The organism is Flavisolibacter ginsengisoli DSM 18119 (assembly GCF_900129295.1).
GTDB classification, from domain to species: Bacteria; Bacteroidota; Bacteroidia; order Chitinophagales; family Chitinophagaceae; genus Flavisolibacter; species Flavisolibacter ginsengisoli.
On sequence record NZ_FQUU01000012.1, the window covers coordinates 59,051 to 83,509 of the forward strand.

At 41.4% G+C, this 24,459-nt stretch carries 22 protein-coding genes; 8 read left to right on the forward strand and 14 right to left on the reverse strand.

Going from position 1 to position 24,459, the window contains the following annotated elements; genetic code table 11:
- Positions 1–461 precede the first annotated feature (461 nt).
- Positions 462–2,060, reverse strand: coding sequence for an N-acyl-D-amino-acid deacylase family protein (locus BUA53_RS13985; protein WP_072836011.1), 1,599 nt, complete (start codon positions 2,058–2,060; stop codon positions 462–464).
- A 99-nt stretch (positions 2,061–2,159) separates the two neighbouring features.
- On the opposite strand from BUA53_RS13985, the gene BUA53_RS13990 reads away from it, so the two are divergent.
- Positions 2,160–3,689: a serine hydrolase domain-containing protein gene (locus BUA53_RS13990; RefSeq protein ID WP_072836012.1), complete on the forward strand. Its 1,530-nt coding sequence runs from the start codon at positions 2,160–2,162 to the stop codon at positions 3,687–3,689.
- Between the two features lie 25 nt (positions 3,690–3,714).
- On the opposite strand, the gene BUA53_RS13995 is transcribed toward BUA53_RS13990, so the two are convergent.
- The gene (locus BUA53_RS13995; RefSeq protein ID WP_072836013.1) at positions 3,715–4,938 is read right to left on the reverse strand and encodes an acetyltransferase domain-containing protein; all 1,224 of its coding nucleotides are present in this window, start codon (positions 4,936–4,938) and stop codon (positions 3,715–3,717) included.
- A 222-nt stretch (positions 4,939–5,160) separates the two neighbouring features.
- On the opposite strand from BUA53_RS13995, the gene BUA53_RS14000 reads away from it, so the two are divergent.
- Positions 5,161–5,397, forward strand: coding sequence for a YgaP family membrane protein (locus tag BUA53_RS14000; protein ID WP_072836014.1), 237 nt, complete (start codon positions 5,161–5,163; stop codon positions 5,395–5,397).
- Positions 5,398–5,400: 3 nt separating this feature from the next.
- On the opposite strand, the gene BUA53_RS14005 is transcribed toward BUA53_RS14000, so the two are convergent.
- The 4 genes from BUA53_RS14005 to BUA53_RS14015 are packed head-to-tail and all read right to left on the reverse strand — an operon-like array spanning position 5,401 to position 7,999.
- Positions 5,401–5,937, reverse strand: a complete 537-nt coding sequence (locus BUA53_RS14005; protein ID WP_072836015.1) for a hypothetical protein — start codon at positions 5,935–5,937, stop codon at positions 5,401–5,403.
- Positions 5,938–5,993: 56 nt separating this feature from the next.
- Positions 5,994–6,410 (reverse strand): membrane dipeptidase, encoded by a 417-nt coding sequence (locus BUA53_RS21680; RefSeq protein ID WP_217652998.1) that lies wholly within the window; start codon positions 6,408–6,410, stop codon positions 5,994–5,996.
- Positions 6,350–7,198: a dipeptidase gene (locus tag BUA53_RS21685; protein WP_217652999.1), complete on the reverse strand. Its 849-nt coding sequence runs from the start codon at positions 7,196–7,198 to the stop codon at positions 6,350–6,352. Before BUA53_RS21685 ends, BUA53_RS21680 begins: the two co-directional genes overlap by 61 nt.
- Positions 7,199–7,240: 42 nt before the next feature.
- Positions 7,241–7,999 (reverse strand): hypothetical protein, encoded by a 759-nt coding sequence (locus BUA53_RS14015; protein WP_139256447.1) that lies wholly within the window; start codon positions 7,997–7,999, stop codon positions 7,241–7,243.
- A 70-nt stretch (positions 8,000–8,069) separates the two neighbouring features.
- Between BUA53_RS14015 and BUA53_RS14020 the strand changes: the two genes are divergently transcribed.
- Both BUA53_RS14020 and BUA53_RS21245 read left to right on the forward strand, forming a co-directional pair.
- The gene (locus BUA53_RS14020) at positions 8,070–8,597 is read left to right on the forward strand and encodes a class IV adenylate cyclase (RefSeq protein ID WP_072836017.1); all 528 of its coding nucleotides are present in this window, start codon (positions 8,070–8,072) and stop codon (positions 8,595–8,597) included.
- Between the two features lie 100 nt (positions 8,598–8,697).
- Positions 8,698–9,018 (forward strand): hypothetical protein, encoded by a 321-nt coding sequence (locus tag BUA53_RS21245; RefSeq protein WP_175546081.1) that lies wholly within the window; start codon positions 8,698–8,700, stop codon positions 9,016–9,018.
- A gap of 48 nt (positions 9,019–9,066) precedes the next feature.
- On the opposite strand, the gene BUA53_RS14030 is transcribed toward BUA53_RS21245, so the two are convergent.
- Complete coding sequence (locus BUA53_RS14030; RefSeq protein WP_072836018.1) at positions 9,067–9,807, reverse strand: DUF72 domain-containing protein; 741 nt, start codon at positions 9,805–9,807, stop codon at positions 9,067–9,069.
- Between the two features lie 137 nt (positions 9,808–9,944).
- Here BUA53_RS14030 and BUA53_RS14035 point away from each other — a divergent pair, with 137 nt between their 5' ends.
- Complete coding sequence (locus BUA53_RS14035) at positions 9,945–10,271, forward strand: hypothetical protein (protein ID WP_175546082.1); 327 nt, start codon at positions 9,945–9,947, stop codon at positions 10,269–10,271.
- Here the strand turns inward: BUA53_RS14035 and nagA are convergent.
- From nagA to BUA53_RS14055, 4 genes are all read right to left on the reverse strand, one after another.
- Positions 10,264–11,364, reverse strand: coding sequence for an N-acetylglucosamine-6-phosphate deacetylase (nagA, locus tag BUA53_RS14040; protein ID WP_245793123.1), 1,101 nt, complete (start codon positions 11,362–11,364; stop codon positions 10,264–10,266). The two genes, BUA53_RS14035 and nagA, sit on opposite strands and share 8 nt — an antisense overlap.
- An 11-nt stretch (positions 11,365–11,375) precedes the next feature.
- Positions 11,376–13,049: an AsmA family protein gene (locus BUA53_RS14045; protein WP_072836019.1), complete on the reverse strand. Its 1,674-nt coding sequence runs from the start codon at positions 13,047–13,049 to the stop codon at positions 11,376–11,378.
- Between the two features lie 87 nt (positions 13,050–13,136).
- On the reverse strand, positions 13,137–13,820 hold the full coding sequence (locus BUA53_RS14050; protein ID WP_072836020.1) for a response regulator transcription factor: 684 nt from the start codon (positions 13,818–13,820) through the stop codon (positions 13,137–13,139).
- Between the two features lie 27 nt (positions 13,821–13,847).
- Positions 13,848–15,278, reverse strand: a complete 1,431-nt coding sequence (locus BUA53_RS14055; protein ID WP_072836021.1) for a sensor histidine kinase — start codon at positions 15,276–15,278, stop codon at positions 13,848–13,850.
- 123 nt (positions 15,279–15,401) lie between these two features.
- Here BUA53_RS14055 and BUA53_RS14060 point away from each other — a divergent pair, with 123 nt between their 5' ends.
- Positions 15,402–16,202, forward strand: a complete 801-nt coding sequence (locus tag BUA53_RS14060; protein WP_072836022.1) for a GLPGLI family protein — start codon at positions 15,402–15,404, stop codon at positions 16,200–16,202.
- Positions 16,203–16,295: 93 nt separating this feature from the next.
- Here BUA53_RS14060 and BUA53_RS14065 read toward each other — a convergent pair whose 3' ends face one another.
- Complete coding sequence (locus BUA53_RS14065) at positions 16,296–16,883, reverse strand: hypothetical protein (protein WP_072836023.1); 588 nt, start codon at positions 16,881–16,883, stop codon at positions 16,296–16,298.
- A 113-nt stretch (positions 16,884–16,996) separates the two neighbouring features.
- Between BUA53_RS14065 and BUA53_RS21250 the strand changes: the two genes are divergently transcribed.
- Positions 16,997–17,170, forward strand: coding sequence for a hypothetical protein (locus tag BUA53_RS21250; RefSeq protein WP_175546083.1), 174 nt, complete (start codon positions 16,997–16,999; stop codon positions 17,168–17,170).
- 32 nt (positions 17,171–17,202) lie between these two features.
- Here BUA53_RS21250 and BUA53_RS14070 read toward each other — a convergent pair whose 3' ends face one another.
- Positions 17,203–20,058 carry a TonB-dependent receptor gene (locus BUA53_RS14070; RefSeq protein WP_072836024.1) on the reverse strand — a complete coding sequence of 952 codons (2,856 nt, stop codon included), beginning with the start codon at positions 20,056–20,058 and terminating at the stop codon, positions 17,203–17,205.
- 212 nt (positions 20,059–20,270) lie between these two features.
- On the opposite strand from BUA53_RS14070, the gene BUA53_RS14075 reads away from it, so the two are divergent.
- Positions 20,271–20,675 carry a hypothetical protein gene (locus BUA53_RS14075; RefSeq protein ID WP_072836025.1) on the forward strand — a complete coding sequence of 135 codons (405 nt, stop codon included), beginning with the start codon at positions 20,271–20,273 and terminating at the stop codon, positions 20,673–20,675.
- A 9-nt stretch (positions 20,676–20,684) separates the two neighbouring features.
- Here the strand turns inward: BUA53_RS14075 and BUA53_RS14080 are convergent, their stop codons facing one another.
- Complete coding sequence (locus tag BUA53_RS14080; protein WP_072836026.1) at positions 20,685–24,437, reverse strand: DEAD/DEAH box helicase; 3,753 nt, start codon at positions 24,435–24,437, stop codon at positions 20,685–20,687.
- Positions 24,438–24,459: the final 22 nt, after the last annotated feature.

A 24,459-nucleotide genomic window follows, 5' to 3' on the forward strand; every position in this document is an offset into this window, starting at 1 on the left:
ATATTGCAATGATGTTGTAAAAGCGCACATCAATTGTTTTTATGCTATACCAGACAGCTATTTGAACTGTGACAATAAGGGTTATCATTTGTAAATAAAAGAAATAAAAACATAAACAAAAGGACCCTGAAAACGCAAATTCAATTTATTTACCCTGCAGTCTCCTGGTGATTATAACATTAACTTTTTAACTACCAGCATAAGGCTTGCCCGGTAGCATGACAATTTTACTGGAATTTATTATTGCTGTCAACCTTTTTAAGTATTGTACAGCTTAATCTAAGCCATTTATGCAACGCCTATGTGCCGCCTATGTAACGCCTTTGTGCCGCCTATGTAACGGCTCTTTAAGAAGGCGGCACAAAGGTGTTGCATACCCTTTACATAGGGGCTATAAGGCCAGGACAAATGGCAATTTGTCAGAATTTTATACTGGCAATTACTCCTATCCCTGGTAACTCTCAAAAGCTTTTTACAGTTGCAGGCATAGTCATTTCATTCTTAAGGGTCATGCCGTTGCGGGTACCCAGGTGCTGCCCATTCTCCACCACCAGTTGCCCGTTTACTATCACATATTGGAAGCCCACCGAGTAGGCATGTGGCTGATCGTACGTGGAAAGATCCCTGACCTGTTTTTCATCAAAAACAAGGATGTCGGCGGCCATACCTTCTTTAAGTATTCCCCTGTCCTTTAACCCAAATTTCTGTGCGGGTAGGGAGGTCATGCGGCGGACCGCTTCTTCAAGCGAGAGAACCTTTTCATCCCGAACATATTTGCTTAATACCCGGGCATTGGTGCCATAACCCCTAGGGTGTGGTGCTCCCTGGTTGAAGATGCGTATGGATGCATCGCAGGCAAACATGTTGAAGGGATATTGCATGATCCTTTTCACGTCTTCATCAGACATGCCATGGAATACCATGCCGGCACCACCGGCCTCCATCATATCCATTACTGTTTCTGCTTCCTGTTTGATCTTGTGTTTCCTGCCCTTCAGCCGGTTGATCTCTTCGATGTTTTTGCCGTTGTAAGTAGTATCTGCTTTGAAGTAGGCTACATAGGCATAACTCAGGTGTTTGAGTTTGCGCTTTTTCAGCTTTCCTTTTATGTATTGATATACATATTCCCTCACTTCGGGTCGTTGAAGTCTGGCCTTTATAGAGTCAGCTCCATCAGCTAATATTTCATCAGGCAGCAGGGTGCTTAAAGAAGTACTGCTGGCCGTGTAGGGATACTGGTCAATGGTGACATCAATACCTTCTTCCCTTGCTTTAACGATCATGGCCACCGTTTCTTTACTCCTGCCCCAGTTTTGCTGGCCACTGAGTTTGAAATGAGAGATCTCTACCGGCAAGTGCGCTTCCCTTCCAATAAGCAATGCTTCGTCAATGGCCTGTGTTACACTGTCGCCCTCATCACGCATATGAGAAGCATAGACACCTTTGTAACGGGCAGCTACTTTAGCCAGCCTTACTATTTCATCCGTTCCGGCATAAGTGCCCGGAATATAAATAAGACCTGTACTTAAACCAACAGCTCCATCCTTCATGGCCTGGTCAACAATACCTTCCATGCGCTGCATTTCTTCTTCAGTGGGTTTCCGGTTGGCCGTTCCCATTACCGACTTCCGCACATCATTATGACCGATAAGTGTGGCTACATTGATGGAAAGCCTGGTTGAATCCAGTTGCTCAAAATATCTTTTAATATCCAGCCGGGAAGCGCCGCAATTGCCAGTAACTACGGTGGTGACACCGTCCATGATAAAATTGTTGGCTGTAGGGTTTTTCTGTTCATCACCTTCTATATGTGTATGCACATCTATGAAGCCGGGGCTAATGATCATATTGGCCGCATCAATGGTTTTTGAAGCAGTGATGCCTGCACAATTTCCAAGCTTTATGATCTTTCCATTTTTTATGGCAACATCACCATACCTCCACGAGTTACCCGTACCGTCAAGTATCCGACCATTCTTTATTAGAATATCAGCCGTTTCCTGTGCCCTTGCACCTGCAGAAAAGAGGACCAGGAAAAGAAAGGAGCAAAAAGTTTTCATGTTCTAAAGTTATTGTAAGCCAGTGATGATGGATGGAATTGATGTATCCTGCCTTAGCTTAAGTAAATAGATTAAATTGGAATCACAAAGACCTAAGATATGAAGCCTGTTGTATTAGTTGTTATCGCTTCGCTGCTTTTAACCATTTCATTTGCCCAGACCACATATAATCCTCCTTTTTTTGTAGACAGCAACCGGTTAGAAAAAGTAAAGAGCACAAAGGCAGTAATAGAAGCGCTTTACCGGCAGCAGGCTGAAAAAAATCATTTTCCGGGCATTGTATACGGTGTAATGGTAGATGGGAAGCTGGCGTATACAGGCAGCTATGGCTACACAAACATTGAAAAGAAGATCCCTGCATCCAATACATCCTGCTTCAGGATCGCTTCTATGAGCAAGAGCTTTACTGCCATGGCCATCCTTCAGTTGAGGGACGCAGGCAAACTAAGTCTTGACGATGTGGCCTGGAAGTATATACCGGAAATGAAAAATATTAATTATCTCACTACAGATGCGCCGGTTATAACTATCCGTCACCTGCTAACGCACGCTGCAGGTTTCCCGGAAGACAATCCATGGGGCGACAGGCAACTGGAGGATACAGATAAGGACTTGCTGCAAACCATAGCAAAAGTCTCTTTCTCCAATGTGCCGGGTATTGCCTACGAATACAGCAACCTTGGTTTTGCATTGCTGGGCAAGATCATTACCAATGTAACCAGGATGCCTTACCAGCAATACATCACCGAACATATATTCAGGCCATTGGGCATGACTCATACTTACTACGAATATGCTAAAGTGCCGGATTCATTATTAGCGCATGGATACAGGTGGGAGAACAATCAATGGAAAGAAGAGGCATTGCTGCATGATGGCTCTTATGGGGCTATGGGTGGCATTATTACTACTATGGAAGATTTTGCCAGGTATATGCAACTGCAGCTTTCGGCATGGCCCGCAAGGAACGGAGCTGAAAATAAGGTCTTAAAAAGAAGCTCATTACGTGAAATGCAAAAGGCTGCCAACTTCAGCAGCCTGAATGCACAATTTAAATATGCCAGTGGGCGCAGTTGTCCCACAGCCGCCGCCTATGCCTACGGACTCCGCTGGCTTACAGATTGTGACAACAGGATATTTGTTGGTCATACAGGTGGCTTACCGGGTTTTGGCAGCAACTGGACCATCATGCCCGATTATGGGATTGGAGTGGTTTGTTTTGGAAATGTTACCTATGCCCCAACTGCGGTTTTTAATTTATCAGTGTTGGATACACTGGTAAGCCTGGCAGGTTTGAAAAAAAGAGCCATACCTTCCTCAGCTATATTAGAACAGAGGAAACAAGAGCTGGTGAAATTGTTACCAGGTTGGAACAACGCCAAACAACCGGGCATTTTTGCAGAAAACTTTTTTGCCGATTATTCACTGGATGCACTTAAAAAAGAATCAGCACGCTTATATGAAAAAGCAGGAAGAATAACAGCCGTAGAAGAACTGGTACCTGAAAATAATTTAAGAGGCAGCTTTATTTTAAAAGGTGAAAAAGCAAACATCAAGATAAGCTTTACCCTGACTCCTGAGCATCCTGCATTGATACAGGAGTATCACATCACTGAAATAGCAAAATAACCAGCATTCACGGCATTCTGCTTTATTACAAATAGCTTAACCACCACTGCCTGTGTGTTTGCTTATAGTTGCTGAACCATTTGCACACCGGGTATAATGAAAGCACTACAAACATCCATACAGCATATACCACCCAAAGAGAGTAACCCTCACCCGGAATGATGAAGTTGGCAAAGCCTTGCGATGCGCCTTTCATTCCTTCAGAAAAACTGTGGCCTCTTGATAAAAAAAGCAAAGCACTCAGGATATGTATCAGGAAGAAATGAAGCACATAATAAAAGAATGGAACACGACCATACACTGTTATGAACCGGGTAAGCGTATTCTTTGCAGTTCCAGCCCAGGCAATAAATAAAAGTGCTGGGCCAATTGTCATGCACATATACAACAGGGAAGGTGGATATTTATGGGTATTAATAAATGAAAAGAAGGTAAATAACTGGTTCTTTTGCACCGTCCAGGGCCCCGGATCCCCATAAATATTAATGGTTCTTAAGGCAATGAATAAAAGTATGATACCAACCCCCAGGAAAGTCAACAGCTTTTTGCGTTGGTAGCCATCATAGCTGGTAAACAATTTTCCAAAGCAATAACCCAGCATCATCAATCCTGTCCAGGGAAGAAATGGATACATAATAAGCAAGCTATGGTCGCCCCAAAGAGGAAAGAAGCCCTGGTGATGTAAAAAGGCATAACCCATGCTATAGTTGGGAGCATGCCTTGCCTCATAAAAATCAAGAAGGTTATGACCCAATACAATCATTAAACCTAGCGCAAGGATCAATGGGAATGGAAGCCATATAACAAGACCAAGTATGATCATGCTAATACCTATTGACCAGATGGTTTGCAGGCCTATGATACTATAATGAAGATCGAAGGAAAAAGAAAAATTAATGATAATGATCTCCACCAAGACCAGCCAAAAGCCCCTTGTGATCAAAAACCTGCTGAGCTCTTTATTGCTTTTACGCATATGCTGGAACCAACCGGAAGTTCCGGCCAGGAAAACAAATACAGGCGCACAATAATGGGTGATCCAGCGGGTGAGGAACAGTGCAGGTGCAGTAGTAGCCATATTCAATGGATCATCGCTAAAGCCGGTGACATGAAAAAAATCTCTGACATGGTCTAGTGCCATAATGATCATTACAAAACCACGCAGCAAATCAATAGATTCTACCCTGTAGGATAATCTCTTAAGAGGAATAGAGGTTTGCGAAATAGGTGCAGCCAGTACCTGTTCCATACAATAAGTTTAAATAAAAATTAATTTGATGGCTTTATAAAGGGGATAGATCTTATAGCAGTAGTTATAAAGGGAGGCGGAAGTCCTAAATAAATCTACAACTATTTCATTAGAAGCAATTATTGATATGCATATTTTATCAAATGCCAGCTGAGATCTACCTGATGGTAATCATAATTATATTCCGATGCCTGATATAGCTTGAATACAAAATACTATATTATGAAAAAGAATATGGCTGTTTTAGACAGGTTGATCCGACTGGCAATAGCTATTGTGCTAATAATCTTGCTGTTCACACAAGGATTCACTACACCCTGGAATTATGTGGTGATGGCTATATCCATTTTGTTTATCATCACATCCATTGCCGGCAGTTGTCCTGCTTATACTTTGCTACATCTGGATACAAGGCAGTTTAAAGAAAGTCCTGCTGCTTATAAAAACAAGAGCGCATAAACGCTATTTACTGCTTTCTCCTATAAACCACTGTTCTTTGTTCCTGAATAATACGTTGAACGTGGTAAGGGAACCGTAAATGCGGGTAATGTATTGCTGAAGGTTTACCTTGTCTTCATCTGTCAATACCTTATGGGCGTTGATATGTTGTTCCATGACCCTTACCCTGTCGCGCAGCATGACTATTTTATGAAAAAAGTCTTCAATAGGCACTTCTTTAGGCTTTAATGATTTATCAGCAGGCTGAAGGATCATGGTGCCTTTCTGCCACCTGTCTCCCAGGGGCACTACTTCCGTAATGCCGCCCCAGAGCCTTAATATTTTCAATAAGGACCTTTCCACTTCGGAATGTGTTTCTATTTCTTCAGTTACATTTTCAGGAATGATCTCTTCCAGGTGGATGTCGTCTTTATCAATCTCTTTAATGCCATGGTAAATAAATGAAATGAGGTAAGTGGCATAACGAATACCTACAATTACCCCGGGCCCGTGCTGCGTATGTTGCAGTCGGGTGCCTATGCCTAATGTTAGCTGGTCCATATAATATGCTTTACAGTTTTGGTATGGTTAAATGCTTTCTGTCCCGAAATTAGTAATCAATTATTGTTTTGATGTAAGGGCAGGAATCTTTCATTGTTGGCAGGCTTTGAATACCCTGATAAAATTGCCACCAGTATCTTTTCAATTGCGTCTTTTTTATAGCCTCTTTTTAGCAGTTCTTTTGTTATGATGGGAAATGAGGTTACATCATCCAGCTGTTGAGGGGAAGAGGAGATGCCATCAAAATCAGATCCAATACCCACATGGTCTACCCCTGCTAGCTTTACTATATAGTCAAGGTGGTCCAGCAACATTGATAATGGCGGCCGCAACTGATTGGCTTCTGCAGGATATTCTTTCGCCATCCATTCTTCTATACTGTAGGAGGCCCATTTCAGGTTTTTGAGTGAGTCTATTTCATGCTGGTGCCTGGTATTGAACTGCTTTTGACGTGTTGTATAATTACTATCCAAAATCCGGAATAAAAATTCAGGTCAATTACGCCGTCTTTCTTTGCAATGGCAAGGATCTGTTCGTCATTCAGATTCCGCGGCACAGGGCAAAGCGCATACACACTGCTGTGAGAAGCAATCACGGGTTTGGTGGAAGTGTTGATGGCATCCCAGAAGGTCTGAACCCCCACATGGGAAAGGTCTACCATCATGCCCAACTCATTCATTCGGCGCACCACTTGCCTGCCGAAGGGTGTTAATCCTCTTTGAGTGCCAGGAGGCATAGTACTTTCATCAGCAGCCGAAGTGGCCCATGAAGTGGAGTTGTTCCAGGTAAGCGTCATATACCTGGCACCGCGTTTATACAAACTGTCCAGGTTGTTAATATTATCCTCAATCATGTGCCCACCTTCTACGCCGATCATGCATCCCAACTTTTTCTTTTGTACCGCTTCCTGTAATTGGTTTGGATTGATAACCATCATCATTTTTGCCGGGTTGCGGTGAACAATAGCATAAAGGGAATCTATTTCAATATTGGCAAATTTGAAAGCTGTGTCCTTCCCAAATTGTTCGTCGCAAAAAATGGAAAAAACCTGTATGTCAACACCACCTTTTTTAAACCTGGCAATGTCTGATTGTGCTTTTCCAGTCAGGTCCTGCTCTATGCTCATGCCTTTCATAGTAACTGAAGACAAAACATCGTTGTGTGTATCTACCAGTATGGCATCCTTATGTATCTTTTTATAAGATTGACAAGAAGTAAAAAAGAATAAAAACGAAAGGGTGAAATAAAAAATGCGCAGCATATCTACAATTATTCCATCAATTTAAGGAATTCCGGGTATGCCTTAAAAGGTTTTGGTCCTGTTGTATTGTTCACCCGATTTTTTAATATAGTACTGGAAGTCGTATTCCGAGCTATATAATGCAAATTCATAGGTTGGCCTGTATTGCAACATGAATTTGTCAAGGTCAGCTTCTGCCAGGTGAGTAAGCCTGCGCACCAGCGGCTTGTTGAATTTATGGTCTACGAATTTTTGTCGCTCCTGTTCCAGTAATCTTTCCCTGAATTTTTCCATAGACCTGTTTTTGCGGAACTGGAATACCCGGATCACTTCATCCAGGTCAATACCCACCCCGGAACCGCTGATAGATGTCATGTCGGAAATATTGGGTCTTTTGAAATCGAAAGCCTTTGCATAGTCCCTGCGGTTTTGCAATGAATCTTCCTTATAAACATGAGTGCGCACCCTTACCTCCTGCATCACATTCATTTTTATGCGAAGCGCAATATCAAAACGGGTGAGGTCGGCTATTTTTAGTATTGGGTATTTAGGTGTGGGCTTTCCAAGGAAAGAGAACCATATGGAATCCCGGTCGCTGACATCCAGTTGATACCGGCCCATGGAGTCAGTAACTGTTCCCTTACCATTACTGCTTAATACGGTTACTGATTCTATGGGGTAGATCCTGGAGCTGTCATAAACAGTTCCTTTCACTTTATATTGGGCCTGTACGGAAGAAAAAAACAAAATGAAAAAGGCAGCCAGTAAAAATCGTATGTACAGGTTTTTGTTTTCCAATAAAAGCTTTGGAGCAAGTAACAAAACAAAATGTAAATGCTATGGTAAAAGAGTAAACTGAATTGTTTTATTTTAGGCGGTTTAAGCCAATCTTATGCATATAAATTATGAATTCAAGGCCAGGGTGGATAATTCTGCGCAACTGGAAGCAGTCCTATCCAGCCTTTCGCCGGTCTTTGCCGGTGAGGACCGCCAGGTAGACACCTACTTTAATGTGCCGAATGGAAGATTAAAACTCAGAGAGGGAAATATTGAAAATGCTTTGATTCATTATGAAAGGATCAATACAGCAGGTGCAAAGCAATCCAATGTGCTATTATATCAACACCAACCTGGTTCCACCTTAAAAAAACTTTTGGCAGCTTCACTTGGCGTGAAGACTATAGTGGACAAAAAAAGAAAGATCTACTTTATCGAAAATGTGAAGTTTCACTTTGATACAGTGGAAAGCCTTGGAACATTTGTAGAAGTGGAAGCTATTGATAATGACGGGACTATTGGGCTTGAAAAACTTAAACTACAATGTGATCAATACATAGCATTGTTCGGCCTGCAGGCTTCCCAGTTTATGGCAGAGTCCTATAGTGACCTGTTATTGGCAAAAAAATCCTCAACTACATGAGATATAATAAATCCTGCCCTTATAAGGCACTGAATGTCTATGAATTACCGGAGAAGAAATTTCTGGCACACCTTTTTGAGTAATGGTATAAACGCCGGATATGGAAAAGAACGTATTAAATGTAAATGAACCGGAAATTAAAAGGAATAGGGTAGAAGGAATTCAGATAGATAGGACATTAACTGAAGAAACAAAACATGTCAACGGCAATTATGCTGACCCTGATGAAGATGATGACGATGACGAGGAAGGTGAGGATGATTTGGTACTCGGAGATGAAGATGCACTGGAAGGTGATGAGGTAGAGTATGAAGTAGAATTAGATGATGCTGATCCTGATGAAGACGACATTAACGAGGATGATTTGATCATTGATACAGATGATGATATCGATGAAGATGAGGAAGAGGATGACCTGTGAAAACGCAGTCTCGTGTTTAAAGAGCAATGAATTGAGCTTCATTGCTCTTTATTTTTTTAGCATGTCCATCAGCCTTTTGGCGTCCGCCGGAGCATAGCCGAAAATATCATTATTGAAATAAGCCCACACATTGAGGCCTTCTGCCTGCCAGCCTTGAAACTTTTCAGCAAAGAACATAAGTGTTTCAGAAGAATAGGAAGAAGCATATAATGCTGCAGGTCCATGAAACCGGACATATACATTTTGAGCTGTCACCATTTCGGAGTATGGAAATTTGTCGCCCGATTGGGAGATAACAAACCCGATATTATATTTTGTCATTAAGGTAAGGCTCACCTCCTCCAGCCATGTCATATGCCTTACCTCCATTACAAAACGATAATCCCTGTAAACAGTAGCCAATATCTTATAGAAATGTTCTGCCACATCGTAATGAAAAGCGAGGAAAGGCGGCAACTGGATCAATACCGGCCCCATCATTTTCTTCATTGGCTCAAAAACGCTAAAGAATCTTTCAAGCGGCTCTTCAGGATCCCGCAGCTTTTTCATATGTGAAAGGAAACGGCTCATTTTTGGACAGAATACAAAACCTTTTGGGACCTGGGCCATCCAGTTTTCAACTGTTTCTATAGTAGGAATCCGGTAAAAGCTGCCGTTTATTTCTGTTGTGTTAAACTCCTTTGCATAATAGGAAAGCCATAGCCGGGCAGGGAGTTTCGGAGGATAATATAAGCCCCTCCAATGTTTATAACTCCATCCTGATGTGCCTATATGAATACTTCCTGCCATAATGATTGTTTTTGGCAACCTTATTGTCCATTCCAGGGCATACCCAAAATTTTCTTAAAGAAATATGCCACACAACTTTATGGCAGGCTATTTCGTCATTAATACTGTTGTGTAAAAAAGCACAGCGGTTTTGAAGAATGAAGAAATTATTTTTCAAAAATGAAGTGAAGTATTTACCTCTTGAGGAAAAGCCTTTACCTTCTTTAGTTCAATGCCTTGTGCTTGATGCCATTGGCAGTGCCGTAATACTGATTCCTGTACTGGGAGAACTGATCTGGGCACCTATTTCCGCTTTCCTTTTCTGGCGCATGTTTGGATTCAGGAAAGGGTTTTTTGGAGGCGTGTTTAGCTTTATAGAGGAGTTGATTCCCGGGCTTGATTTCATTCCCACCTTTACAATCATGTGGGTGATTCAATATGCCAGGAGAAAAAAATCAATTCTTTCTATTAGCCCTGTCAGGTAAGTACCTGCACCTGGTTTAAATTGTTGTCAACCACTATGAATTGCGCTGTGTAACCCGGCGCAATTTTACCATATTTTCCTTCAAGGTGCAGTGCCTGTGCCGGGTAAAGGCTGCACATCCGAATGGCTTCTCCCTCTTCTATTCCTACTTTTCTGACCAGGTTTTGAAAAGCTTTGAACATGCTGATGGCAGAGCCACTAAGGGTTCCCGCACATTCATATTTCTCTCCAGCCTTAATATGCTGGTAAGGCCCTGCGTTGGTTTCGGTAACGGCATCTGTAATAGCAAAGAGCCGGTGCTGCATGAATTTTTTAGCTATAGCAATGGCGGCAAAATCCACATGGTAGCCATCCGGGATAATACTTGACATTACAGTTCCATGTTGCATGGCTGCGCCTACCAACCCCGGTTCTCTATGATGAAGAGGGCTCATGGCATTAAACAAATGAGTGACAGTAGTTATGCCCTTATCAAAACTTTCCAATGCTTCATCATACCCGGCATTGCTATGACCCGCAGAAAGAATGATATTGTAGCTTAGGATCAGGTCCACTATTTCCTTACTAATTACCTCGGGAGCCACGGTGATCATAGAGATTACATCTTTGCCATAGTCCAGCAGATCTTTTACTTCTTCATAGAAAGGAGCATGTATCAGTTCTTTTATATGAGCACCGCGCTTTTCTGCATTCAACCAGGGACCTTCCAGGTGCAACCCTATCACACCCTCCCCGCCCATATTCCAATAATCTCTCACTGCATCTATGCATTGTTTGAATACTTCAATGGTATTAGTAGCAATGGTTGGTTGAAAAGCGCAGGTACCCTCCTTGATGAATTGGCTGTGCATGGTTTGCAGGGTTTTTGGATCAGGGTACAATGAAAAAAGTTTACCTGCTGCGCCATATACCTGCGCGTCTATAAATGCAGGTATGATACTATGATCTTTATAATCAGTGAAAGGAATGGAATCAGCAAGTTGCGTCAAAGGAATGACTGCTTCAATAATACCACTTTTTACAATAATAGCCTGCCCTGTGATCCACTTATTGCCGTCAAATATTCTACCTGCACTATATGCCTTTTGCATCATTAAAATTAACGCTATCCTGATTTGAGCATAATATTTTCCATACCTGCAAACAAGGATTTCCAGATGACCCCAAAAAATGACTGGGTTGTAAGCCTGTAGAATTGTACATGCGTTGCCACTCTTTCTGACTGGCCAGGGATAGGGTTATCATGCCATAGCACGTATTTATTCAAAAGATTATTAATAAATTTCCTGGATACGGTAGCTCCTGTCTTTTCATCAGTTTTGCTTAATTCTACTGCCAGGTCTGAATACCGCATCTTCACATCTGACCAGGCATTAAAGTTGTCTGCCGTTAGTTTAAAATCTATATGGTGCACCTTTAAGGAAGTGAGGTTTGTATTGGCCATTGGGATGGAGATTTTGTTGATCTGAGCCGCGCTCACATTATCAACAGCGCCCTGCACGTCAAACCTTCCATTGGTAGAATCCAGGTAAAATTTAAAACCAACAGATATAGGACTTCCCTGTAAAATAGTGCCCTTTGCCTGCGCAGTACAAATTGGATCTTTGCCTATGTTCTCAGGCATATTGGTAGCATTTTTAACCAATAAGTCAACATGGTCAAGGTTGAGTGTTCCTTCTTCGCCTGTGGTTCCGTTTTTTTCAGTGTAAGCTACACTAGCTCCTGTAGCACTTATGGTTTTGATGTCAATGGGGCTTGAAGCGTTCATTAATTTCTGATGTGGATAAGAGCCAATTTTGCTTTTGAATTTTTGTTCCTGCCCTTTATCCAGGTATACTGATAGTTCAGGTTGTAACAGCACTACGCTGTCGGCAATGATAAAATTGTCATGGATAAATTTATTAAAGTTCAACCCTGTAAACCTGGCCTTGTCAACTGTCATGTAATACAAACTTGCCTGTACACCATACATCTCATAAAAGTCCTTTTTCTTCAACGTAGGTTGTATCTTAAAACTATCAATCTCAATTGTTTTATTTTTAGAGGAGAAGGTCAGCCATTCAGCTTTCATTTTGTAAGAGGAGTCAGGTGTCCTGTATTTCAAATCATGTACTTTCAAATAGATCTCTTGCGCAAATGCGATCCTATCAGTATCTATTGATGCCATGCTGTCGACCCTTAACTGGTCGGCATGTGCATCGATCCTGTCAAACTGGAGCTTCACGGATTCAGAGGTATCAGCATTCTTATACAACATCTTTAGTCCGTCCAACCTGATGCGGTCAATGGTAATCTGTGCTATGGTTGGTTGAATGGCTTTCCACAATGGAGGCTTGGTTGTATTGACGCTATGCTGGTGCAAATGCCTGGAAAGTTTGATATCGGCATCCTTTGAGCCTATTTCCTGGATTGAAATCTTCTTACCTATCAATAAGGAAAACACACTAACACCCCGTATATATCCTTTGCCAAGCCTTAATTCTATGGTAAGCGAGGGTAGGTCCTGTTTTTCCTCCAATCTCTTATAATGATTGCTATCTACTTGTATCTGTAGATTATTAACCTCAATGTTTCCACCAAAGAAATTGGCGTCCAGGTTGCCGAGGCTATAGGTATATAAACTATCTGATCCCTGGATGATAAGTGTATGCAGCTTTTTACGCAGGGAAGGCTCAACAAAAACATTGACAGCCACCAAAGACAATATAAATAACCCTAATAAGATGGCAGCGGCAATACCAATGAACTTTTTAGCAGTGCGCTTATCTATTACCTGCATAACAGGAGTGGTAAAAATTACATGCCAGTGAAATAACGTAATTATGCTACCCTGAAATGCTAATGCTGAAAAGAAGTGCAATAGTACTTACCCGGTAACAAAACGGTAGCCAATACCTTTTATGGTAATGATCTCTATTGAGGGATCGTTTTTAAGATAGTTCCTGATCTTGGTAACATAGACATCCAGGTTGCGGCTATTAAAAAAAGAATCGCTTCCCCATAACAAGGTTAGTATTTCACTGCGCTCAACTATTTTGTCCCTGTTTTCATACAACAGCCTTAATAATTCGCTTTCACGGTAGGAAAGCTTGCGCTGTTCATATTGGCTATTTAAAGTTTGTCTTTTTATATTGAAGGTATACTGGCCAATATTCACCTCTTCCTGGTCGGGGATTGGTTCTTCTTTTGTTTTAAGTACATTCTCAATACGCACTATCAGTTCTTCGATACTAAAAGGTTTCCTGATATAATCATTACCTCCCAGCTTAAATCCATTAACAACATCTGAAGGCTGAGATTTGGCACTTAAAAAGATAATGGGTACCTGTGTATCCTTCTCACGTATTTCATCTGCTATGGTAAAGCCATCCTTGTTCGGCAGCATAATGTCCAGTACACAAACATCTGGTTTTTCATTACTAAACTTTTGAAGGGCTTTTCCTCCATCGCTTTCATGTATAACCTCGTACCCCCTGTCACGAAGGGTATCCATAACAATCTTTGCCAGGAATATTTCGTCTTCTACATAAAAAACTTTTGCTTTTTTCATACCCCTATTTTAGCGCTTGTAAGTGCATTATGCCTGGTGCTTTGGAAGAGTAATATAAAATTTACTACCATCACCTTCTTCCGATTCTACCCTGATGGTACCATGGTGTTTTGTAATAACATGTGAGACATAGCTTAACCCAAGGCCATAACCTTTTGCATTGTGCAGGTTGCCGGTGGGCACCCTAAAGAACTTTTCGAATATCCGGCCCTGGTATTCTGCAGGAATGCCAATACCTGAATCTGCAATGATCAATTGTACCTTATTTGACAATCCTTTGATGGTAAGGCTGATCTCAGCATGATCAGTACTATACTTCAGTGCATTATCCAGCAGGTTAAAGATTACACTGACAAGGTGCAGCCTGTCGCCATCAAGGTGTGTATCTCCTTCTGCATGTGTAGTAACCTGTGCTCCCTTCTTTTCAAACTGGAGCCGCATGGAGGAAGTGACTTCATCCACCAGTTCCTTCATGTCCAGTAGTTCATACCTAAGCTCGATCTCTTTTTTCTCAAACATGGAAAGCTTGAGCACCTTATCAACCAGGAGGGACAATCGCTGCAACTCATTTGCAGAAATATCCAGGTATTCTTTACTGCGTTGTGGATCCATGGAGGCATTGAAGCTGCGCATGGCCTCAATGGCTACGCTAACTGTAGCAATGGGTGTCTTTAATTCATGTGTGATGTTACTGATAAATTCATTCTTGATATCAGCCAGCCTGCGCTGCCGCAAAAGGTTGCCATACAATAAGGAAAAGGATAAAAAAGTGAAGGCCACAAGAAATACGGAAAAAAGTATGGGTATGCTGATGCGCTTTAAAAGAAAGGAGGTAGTGCTTCCTAAATTCAACTCATAGGTGATAGGATTTTGAAAGCCAAGGGTTACCTGGTTAAAAACAGGCTTTTCTGTTTCTTCTGTTTTTACACGCCTGATGATAAAAGGAACGGAAACATTTTGTTCTTCAAGTTTGCGGGCATAGGCCATTTGCAGCTCTTTTACCCTAAGTGAATCCTGCACTGAATCTACATCAAAAAGGAATTGCACAAGGCGGTTACGTCTCCCTGATAAGTTTTTATTTGACAGGCGTACTGTATCTGATCCACGTATCAGTATTGTTTTGGAAGTGGAGTCCCTGACCTTCCTCGTTAATATGTCAACCATATTAATAACCTTTTGGTCAGCCCCGTGATTGCCATGTCTACGCTTTCCCTGCAATTCCTTTTGAATAAAAACTTTAGTGACAGGAGAAGAATCAGTTACCAATTTGTCCAGCTTTAACTTAGAACCCTGCAAATCAAAAACTGTTTCCCTGAACATGAAGTTGGTGCGCATTTCAAGGTTTCGCCTCTCGCGGTCATATGCTTTGCTTAACCAGTATACCTGGAAAGCAGCAATGGCCATAATGGTTAGCACCATTAAAACCGGTAAACCTTTGCTATAGCTGAACTTACGCATCTGGACAAAATTACCCTTTTCATTTGCCGTTCATACCGGATTTAACCATTATTAACGTAGTAGAAACGACTATTAACAGACTGTGAAAAGCTAAGGATTTACTTTTGGTAAAATGCTTATGGAATGAAACAATTTTTAGTGATCGCTGCTGTTTGCTCATCATTCTTTGTACACGCCCAGGTAAAGCAAGGTAGAATTGTTTATGAACGCACCATCCAACTTCCCACAAGGATGTTCAATGCAGATCCTGCTATTGCCTCACAGATACCCAAATCAAGAACAGACCAATTTGAATTACTGTTTGGCAACAACCAATCGTTATGGCAGTTTCTTCCTAACGCTACCAATGAAGATCCGGGTACTTTTTCGGGTAATGGTGTAGTGCTGCGCTTTGGGGGCACCAATGACATCTCCTATTATAATTTTGATAAGAGCACCCGCACAAATCAAAGAGAAATCATGGACCGCAGTTTTGTAGTGTCAGACACCATATCCAAGGGACAATGGAAATTGACCAATGAGACGAAAAGCATTTTAAATTATACCACACATAAAGCCATAGGCCAGCGGATATCCAACCGCACACAAATGACCATGGAGAATGGAGAAATGAAAAGGCAGGTCATTCCTGACACTTCAGAGATGATAGCCTGGTTTACCACAGATATACCCATTGCTATAGGACCTGAAATTCAAGGGCAGTTACCGGGTGCTATACTGGAACTTGAAGTAAACAAAGGACAAACTGTATATAAAGCCATTGAAATATCGCCTAAAGTAAACCTGGCTAAAATAAAAGAACCTAATGACGGTAAAAAGGTAACGGCTGCAGAATTCACTAAAGAGAGGGAAAAGCTCATGGAAGAAATGCGGCGTAATATGCCTAATGGCGGCAATGGAAACAGGATCAGGATTCAACAATAAGATTTAAAAGCAACGAAATATAAATGGAAAAGCGCTTACACCTTACCCGGGTTGAGCGCTTTTCCAGTTAATACATATGCTCTCTGACAACGGTTAATCCTCGTTTATATCTCCTCTTTCATTGTCCTCCCTTTCTTTCTGGTAGACTCTTAAAACTACCTTCCATTCAGGAAAGTAAAATTGCATGCCTACTTCTATTTTTAATTTGGGCATGTAAGTAGCCGCAGGGGTAAGATGGAACGTGCTGACTGTAAATTTTTTACTGTCATCCGGCGCCTCGTAATCACCATTCAATGAAAAAGTGTAACCATTACCCATATTAATGGTCATCACTTTCAGCTGGTTGCAAAGCCATTTATATTTTTTGCTGGCCTCATCAAAATCTTCAGAAGTTAGAACCGTTGCCTGCCAGCTATAAACAGGTTTGCTGGAAATATACTGGGTAACGGTATTTTCCTCGGCACCATCAAATTTCAGAAGGGTGGCATATTCCACTGTCTGTGGATTCCGTTCTATCATGGTTCCCTTTATGGAACTAAGTTCCTGTGGGAAATCTGCAATAACCTTCTCCAGGTTATGCCTCAGGTCATTATTAGTGACCGGGATACGGATCTGCCCTATGGCAGGTGATACACACAAAACAATAACAGAAGCAATTAAGCTGGTCTTAAGGATTTTCATTGGGGGATTTTTTTAACAATAATTCGGTACCAAAATAGATAAAAGCTTCGTTTTGTCAATAGAAATAACTAACTTTCTTCACAGTTTTTCCACATTTTTAAAAACCATCCATTATGAAAAACAAGAACATTGTTCACGCCCACCAGGAGGTAGAGATCTATAAGGCCTATTACCGGCCTTCCTTCAATGTGTGGCGATTTACCAAATCTATCCTGGGTGTGCTGCTTTTTGGGAGATCCACGGTAGCCAGAAGCTATGTACCGTCAAACAAACGGATACTTAAATAACTAAAATCCCCGGCACAACCGGGGATCTTTATTTATTGTGTAATCCTTAATCCTTTTGTTGCTCTCTCCATCATTGCAGGCATGGTCCTGCCCCCCATCCGGTTTAACTTATATGAAAATGTTAGCATAAAGAAACGGTTCAATACACTGCTTTGCACATCTTCAATATAATTGGCCCCGGTATTCCTGGAAATACTCACGTTCTGGTTAAGTATGTCATACACAGATAGCTTTATTTCTCCCCTTTTACTTTTCAGCACTTCCTGTGCAATGCTACCATTCCACATAGCATAATTGCGGTTGTAACCATTGGTTCTGCCCGTATTAAAAGTATAATCAAAATCAGAAGACACTATAAAGCCAAAGGGGAAGTTGTAAGTGGCATCAAGAGAATAGGTATGGGTGAAATAGGAAGTGTTATTACGGGATTGTACACTGTAATTCACGGAATTATAAGTTATGCCGGCATTCACACCCAGGTCAAGCTTTTCTTTCCAGAAATAGCTCAGGCGCAGATCCTCCCCGGCGGTTACGGTTTTTGTAAAATTCTTGACCCTGTCAATGAAATTAGCGTCCCTGTTGAATCCTATCCTTGTATTTGTATTGAAATTGCCACCCTTTAATTGCTTCATAGGAAAGCCAAGGTTAAAGTTGCCGTTAATACTGTATATGCCACCACTGATGTTCACTGGCATGGATCGCTGAGCCAAACCACCCTGTAACTGTTCAATGTAATTGGCGATCTTATTTTCAGTGCTGGTAAAGGTGACAAAGGCAAACAGGTTCCTGAATTTGATAATATCAAAGAAATTATAGCTCAAAGAGATATTATGATTGAACTCCTGCTTTAATGAAGGATTACCCCTTGTGATGTAAGGATAATTGGTAACATCTTCCACATCCTGCAACTGGGTGACATTTGGCATACGTGTGGTTCCCCTGTAACTGAAACGGAAACTCCTGCTTCGGGCAAACTGGTAATTGAAAGATGCAGTAGGCAGGTAGTTAATGAAGGTGTGTTTAATGTTAGTGCTCTTTGAAAGGTTATTGTTTTCAAGGGTTGCCTGTTGCACTGCAAAACCTAACTGGTAATTATATTTCTTTTTTACAACCCTGAAATTACTCCCCAGTTTATCATATATATTCTGAGACTCAAAATTGTTGCTTAATCTTTCATTAGGCAGGTCAAAGCGATCATTTGAAGCATTGTAATCAAATAATTCCCTGTCAGAACTGTTGGTACTATTGTTATGATTATAGTTGAACTCCAATATCTTATCTCTTGACAATGGTTCTGTATAGGAAAAGTTTACTGCGTAGTTATTGGAACCACTTTCTGTCTTATTGAGATTATTAGCGGTACTATCTTTCCATTTAGCACCTGCAACCGTATAATATTTAGCACTTAATAGTGAATAGGCGTCACGTTGTGAGTCAGATAAGGTATTGGTCAGGTTTATAGAAAGAGTTCGACCGGGGCGTCTGAATTTACGTCTATAAATCAGGTTGTTGGTCCAGTTGTAACCATCGCCATCGCTCATCTTTGCAGACCTGCTTTCATTAGTACGGTATAGATTGCCATCTTTTAAGGCATCGGTATAAAAACTATCTATACTATAGGTATTATAGGATTTCTGGTAGCTGAGGCTGGGGTTATATATAATGGAATTGAAAGAATCCAATGTATATATCATGTTGAAGTTTACCCGGTGATTGTCGTTTTCGGCTTTTGAAATTGCCTTGTCATTCGTAAACAGGGTTGAATCAGCAGTTAGGGTGGTGCGGTAGCTGCTTCGGTCATTATCGGTATTTACGTGGTTGAAAAAGTAGCTGCCATTGACGTCAAAATATTTACTCCATGTGTCTCTATAATTCATCCCAATCTGCGAAGATTTCGTGACCCCACTGCCTGTAGTGCCAAGGTTCAGACCTCCAAAACTTCCACCGCCACCACCACCGGCCTTGACGATATTCATTCCACCTCCACCAAATCCTCCCATTCCTCCACCTGTACCAAAAGCCCCAATCATATCAGAAAAAGTAAATCCAATATTATTGGTATTGTTTGCCTTTGCTATAACGGATGTTTGCGTGGCACCTTTGAACATATTGGCATTTAAACCAAGGTCCCACCTTTCATGCGTACCGTAACCTGCATACGCTTTGCCAAACACGCCTTTCTTTTTGTCCTTCTTTAACTTCAGGTTCAGGGCTTTAGACCGGCTGCCATCATCTATTTTATTAAATTTGGACTGCTCACTCATATCATCAAACACTTCCACCTGGTCCACCATGTCTGCCGTGATGTTCTTAGTGGCGAGCTTGGGATCATTATTAAAGAACTCTTTACCATCCACATACACTTTCTGCACCTGTTCACCCTGGGCCTTGACAGTGCCATCGCGTTCCACCTGCACACCAGGTAATTTTTTCAGCAGGTCTTCAACTGTTGCATTTGGCTTAGTTTTAAAAGCATCGGCCCTGAAAGCGATGGTATCACCATTCACCTTCACAGGCGCTTCATTGATGACAACTTCCTGCATGGATTTATAAAAACGATCCAGCTTCACAGTGCCCAGATCAATAAATAGCTTTGAAGCAGAAATTGAAAACTTCCTTTTAGCTGTTTGTAATCCTGTAAAGGAGGCCATGAGATCATAATCACCTGCATCTAAGTTCTTTATCTCGAATTGGCCTGATGGACCTGTAAGTGTAAAAGATATAAGCGTTGAATCGGGCAGTCGAACGACGGATACCGTAGCGTCGGCTAAAGGAGATGTTGATACAGAGTCTTGTAATACACCCTTAATGGTACCGCTTACCTTTTGAGCATAGGCTGATATTCCAATTAAAAAGAGAATCAAACTAAATAGGAAGATCTTCTTCATAAGCCAGGTTAAGTGTGTACGAAGATATTCGCAAACCGGGTGAAGAGGTGTTAAATAACGTTAAGGGCTGGATGAACGGTTGTAATAAAACTATGGCCTGTTTATGCTCCGGTCTAAGCTCGTATTTCTCTTTCATAGGATTGGAATACAACCCCAAGATAATAGAATAAGTTCATGTTTAATAATGGCAATAAAATTGCAACTGTACACTTATGAATAGGCTATTTTCCTGGTGCAGCTTTGTAATTATCATGCTTTTATCTCTTTCGTGCTCTACACCGGAAAGGTCCAGTAGCAGAGAAGTAAAAAGAGAAACGAGAGATAAAAGAAAATCTCCAATTGTACTAACCGCAAAGGAAGGCGATTACTACCTCAACCTAAGGCAAAACAACTTCTTTGATTATTTTGGAAAAGATCCATCCAGCAATAGGGCCGATCTATATGCAGGCACGTATAAAATTGAAGGTGACAGCCTCTTACTGGGCTTTTATAATAACTACCAGCCGGCTGACCTTACAAGCATGGGTTATATTGACAGAACAAATAACCTGTTAACCCTTTTTTCCAAAGACCCTTCTAAAAACCGTAAGATGCACATACTCTTTGGCGCCAAATAAAAAATTGGTTTAACTAAACAAGTATTCGACGTCTTCACGACTTAATGCTTTCACAAAAGTGGCATCATCAGATATAAGCTCTTTGGCGAGTAATCTTTTCTTTTCCTGTAGCTGCATGATCTTGTCTTCAATAGTATCCTTACAGATCATTCGATAAGCAAAGATATTTTTCGTTTGCCCGATCCGGTGCGTACGGTCAATGGCCTGTTGCTCAACGGCAGGGTTCCACCAGGGATCAACGATATACACGTAATCGGCAGCAGTCAGGTTCAGACCAACACCCCCGGCTTTTAACGAGATCAGAAATACCCTTGTTTCCTCGTCATTCTGGAAAGCCTGTATGGCTTTTTCACGGTCAGGTGCCGATGTGCTGCCATCAAAATATTCGTATTTCACTCCCTGCTGCTCCAGTTTTTGACGAATAAGTGCCAGCATACCAAGGAATTGGGAAAATATCAATGCCTTGTGGTTGCCTATATTCTCCGTGATCTCTCTTGCCAGTTCATCCAGCTTTATGGAGTGGTTCTCAAATTTCTCCTGCTCATTCAGAATAGCAGGTGAGTCGCATATCTGGCGCAACTTCATCAATCCTTGTAAAATGGTCAGCTGTGATCTTTGTATACCCTGTTCTTCTATTGTGCCCATGATCCTTGCCCTGAACTCATTGCGGTAAGCATCATAGATCTTGCGCTGTTCATGCTCCATCTCGCAGAACAATACCGTTTCAGTTTTATCAGGCAGATCCTTAGCTACCTGCTCCTTGGTACGGCGCAGAATAAATGGATACAGGATCTTTTTCAAATGCTCCTTCTGTTCTGTTTCCCCAAATTTATCAATGGGAATAGCAAATTCCTGTCGGAAGAATTCCATAGAACCCAACATGCCGGGGTTCAGGAAATTCATTTGGGCATATATGTCAAACGTATTATTCTGCAAAGGAGTACCACTCATGCACAAACGATTTTTGGCATGAAGGAGGGAAGCAGCCTTGGTCACCTTACTGGCAGGGTTCTTTATGGCCTGCGATTCATCAAGGATGACATAGTCCAAAGGAATCTGTGTAAATATTTTGATATCACTACGCAATGTGCCATAGGTAGTGATGATGACGTGGTGCTTCTTTAGTTCTTCAATGTTCCTGTTACGTATGGAACCATGGTGAATATAATATTCCAGCGAAGGAGTAAACTTCTTGATCTCATTTTCCCAGTTGTAGATCAACGTTGTAGGGCAAACAACCAAAGCTCTCAAGTCGCCATCATGCTCTTCATAATAATGCTGCAGAAAAGAAAGGGCCTGGACAGTTTTACCCAATCCCATGTCATCAGCCAGTATACCTCCCCAGCTTACTTCGTTCAGGTAGTTCAACCATTGGTACCCAGCCACCTGGTAAGGACGCAGAATAGGTTGCAGGTTTTGCGGGGCTTCTATTTCTTTTATTTTGTCAAATTCACGGATGCGGCTGTATTTCTCTTCCAGCTCTATGGTCAGCTCTTCCTCGTTCCTGTTTTCGTACAATTCATCAATAACACTCAGGTGATAGCGGCTAAGCTTCAACTTGTCTGCACGACCTTCGCCCACCCTGAAAAGTAAGGAGTATTTCTTTAGCCATTCTTCAGGCAATATGCCCAGTGTACCATCATTCAGTTGCACAAATTGCTGCTTATTGGCCAAGGCTTTCTTTACTTCTGCGACGCTCACCTTCTGATCACCAAAGATGATGTCCACCTTTGCATCAAACCAATCGGTATGGGAGCTGATGTATATATGTGTTTGGGGCTTGGCAGTATTGAAGCGGAAGTTCTTCAGGCTTTCAAAACCATAAACAGGTGTTTTGGCCTCATTCATGGCATCAACAAAAAGAAAGAACCAGTTATTCTTCAATACATCTGACCCTTTCAATGCCAGTGCAGCGCCGTCATCATAAGAAATAAAGTTGGAGTGAAGTGTTTGAAGTTTCTCGAGGAAACGTAATTCAGCTTCACGGTTACGATATACTACGATCACCTTATCCTGGTAAGGAATGATCATTTCATACTTGTCCTTTGCTTTTGTATCAAATCCCTTGTAGCTGAATATGGGTTGAAACACCAGGTATTCACCTTTCTCGTGCAGGAATAATTTTACTTCAGGTTCCCCATCTTTTATCTCTGATACCAAAGATTTCTCAAAGTCTACTTTATACTCCTTGGTCAAAGACATAACAAGTTTACTTAGCGTGGAGGGCCATTCCTCTGCCTTTATCTTCATTACTCCATTTGGTAAAAACTTTTCCGCTGTTTCCACAGCTTCAGCATTGTCCCATATATAGAGCAGGTGATTATACATGAACAGAAGCGCAGACTGCACCTCATTATCCTGCAATCCAAATGGTACGGCATCCGGCTTTACATAACACTCTATCTCGAAATTCTTACCATTGGTCGTTACATTGAATTGGGGTAGTATATGCCTGGAACTTAGTTCCACCCTTTCCAGGTTCGCTGTTTTAAACGTTTTTCCTTTGGCTAAAACATAGGCTGGAACATTACCATTTTCAGAGACCACTTTCTTTAACCTTGGCAACAAATATTCTGCTATCAGCCCTCTTGTTTCGCCAGGCAATTCATCATCTTCATGGTGAATGATATTTTCCCAAATACCGCTAAAAGGAGAGTTGCGGTTCACATATTTATTGATCTCCTGGTCCTGCAGTTTGCGCACCAGTAATAACAGCCCCTTGTCTTCATCGTTGTAGGCATCAATATTCACATACTTGCCCAACTCCAGCTTTTGAACATTCCCGGTGAAGTTGTTCTCTTCATCCATTTCACCTTCCACAAGGTCTGTGGTGAAAAATGGATAACTATTCTTATTGAAATTAAAAACAACTCCCAACCTTTTAGTAATCACCTGTTCCCGCACTTCAGGTTCTTTTTCTATTACGGCAGTTATTGTTTCAAACTGAGGTCTTGATGTTGGTAATGGTGCAGCAATCCTTTTTATAGAAGGATCCAAAACACGCAGGTAAGGCTTCCCATCTTTATAGTTGAATTCAAACTTTCCTTTCAGATCATCCTTTAATGTATAGCCATAAGCCTCCAGTAACTTATTCTTTTCTTTGTCCCAGTTACGAATGGTTTCAAAATATTGCTGACCCTTGGTATAGAGCAGGTGCAGAAAAACAATCACTTTTGGAAGACCCAGCAAATGTTCCGTGTCCTGGTAATCACTGCTGGTGTCAAAATTGCGTTCTTCATTCTTACGGATAATAACCGAGAAATCCTGACCATCCAAATTCACTGTGGCCTTAACTGTTTCTTCTTTAGCGCTATCAATAACAGGTTTGTTGTTTTTCAGGTACTCTTCTGCTTCTGAAAGAATTTCCGGTGATGATAACAATTGTACCGTTTTCAGATCGATTGTTTTCATTTTCGCAACTGTATGGCGCTGGTCATACATTACATTGTCAGACTCCAGCATTCCTTTATCTATCATTTCCTGCAACCTGATCAAAACCGCAGCTTCATGCCTGCATATATCTCCTAAATTATAAGGACATGCACACCGAAGTGATAAAGACCTCGGGTCTTTGTAATTCGATACATTTACTTTATAAAAGGTCGAGTAATTATCATCTTTCACACGGAAAACCGCAGACCCAAAGAGGGGATCATTTTCCACCAGTTCCACATATCCTACAGCATGGATTTTCTTTCCGCGACGAATCACTTCATCACTTCCATGTGTGTATACATATTTTAATAAGTATGGTAAAGCCAAAGTAATTTCTGATTTAGGATTT

Excerpts from the sequence above, each read along its gene's own strand:
- BUA53_RS13985 (WP_072836011.1), bottom strand. The coding sequence starts at position 2,060 with ATGAAAACTTTTTGCTCCTTTCTTTTCCTGGTCCTCTTTTCTGCAGGT.
- BUA53_RS13990 (WP_072836012.1), top strand. The coding sequence starts at position 2,160 with ATGAAGCCTGTTGTATTAGTTGTTATCGCTTCGCTGCTTTTAACCATT.
- BUA53_RS13995 (WP_072836013.1), bottom strand. The coding sequence starts at position 4,938 with ATGGAACAGGTACTGGCTGCACCTATTTCGCAAACCTCTATTCCTCTT.
- BUA53_RS14000 (WP_072836014.1), top strand. The coding sequence starts at position 5,161 with ATGAAAAAGAATATGGCTGTTTTAGACAGGTTGATCCGACTGGCAATA.
- BUA53_RS14005 (WP_072836015.1), bottom strand. The coding sequence starts at position 5,937 with ATGGACCAGCTAACATTAGGCATAGGCACCCGACTGCAACATACGCAG.
- BUA53_RS21685 (WP_217652999.1), bottom strand. The coding sequence starts at position 7,198 with ATGCTGCGCATTTTTTATTTCACCCTTTCGTTTTTATTCTTTTTTACT.
- BUA53_RS14020 (WP_072836017.1), top strand. The coding sequence starts at position 8,070 with ATGCATATAAATTATGAATTCAAGGCCAGGGTGGATAATTCTGCGCAA.
- BUA53_RS21245 (WP_175546081.1), top strand. The coding sequence starts at position 8,698 with ATGGAAAAGAACGTATTAAATGTAAATGAACCGGAAATTAAAAGGAAT.
- BUA53_RS14030 (WP_072836018.1), bottom strand. The coding sequence starts at position 9,807 with ATGGCAGGAAGTATTCATATAGGCACATCAGGATGGAGTTATAAACAT.
- BUA53_RS14035 (WP_175546082.1), top strand. The coding sequence starts at position 9,945 with ATGAAGAAATTATTTTTCAAAAATGAAGTGAAGTATTTACCTCTTGAG.
- nagA (WP_245793123.1), bottom strand. The coding sequence starts at position 11,364 with ATGATGCAAAAGGCATATAGTGCAGGTAGAATATTTGACGGCAATAAG.
- BUA53_RS14045 (WP_072836019.1), bottom strand. The coding sequence starts at position 13,049 with ATGCAGGTAATAGATAAGCGCACTGCTAAAAAGTTCATTGGTATTGCC.
- BUA53_RS14050 (WP_072836020.1), bottom strand. The coding sequence starts at position 13,820 with ATGAAAAAAGCAAAAGTTTTTTATGTAGAAGACGAAATATTCCTGGCA.
- BUA53_RS14055 (WP_072836021.1), bottom strand. The coding sequence starts at position 15,278 with ATGCGTAAGTTCAGCTATAGCAAAGGTTTACCGGTTTTAATGGTGCTA.
- BUA53_RS14060 (WP_072836022.1), top strand. The coding sequence starts at position 15,402 with ATGAAACAATTTTTAGTGATCGCTGCTGTTTGCTCATCATTCTTTGTA.
- BUA53_RS14065 (WP_072836023.1), bottom strand. The coding sequence starts at position 16,883 with ATGAAAATCCTTAAGACCAGCTTAATTGCTTCTGTTATTGTTTTGTGT.
- BUA53_RS21250 (WP_175546083.1), top strand. The coding sequence starts at position 16,997 with ATGAAAAACAAGAACATTGTTCACGCCCACCAGGAGGTAGAGATCTAT.
- BUA53_RS14070 (WP_072836024.1), bottom strand. The coding sequence starts at position 20,058 with ATGAAGAAGATCTTCCTATTTAGTTTGATTCTCTTTTTAATTGGAATA.
- BUA53_RS14075 (WP_072836025.1), top strand. The coding sequence starts at position 20,271 with ATGAATAGGCTATTTTCCTGGTGCAGCTTTGTAATTATCATGCTTTTA.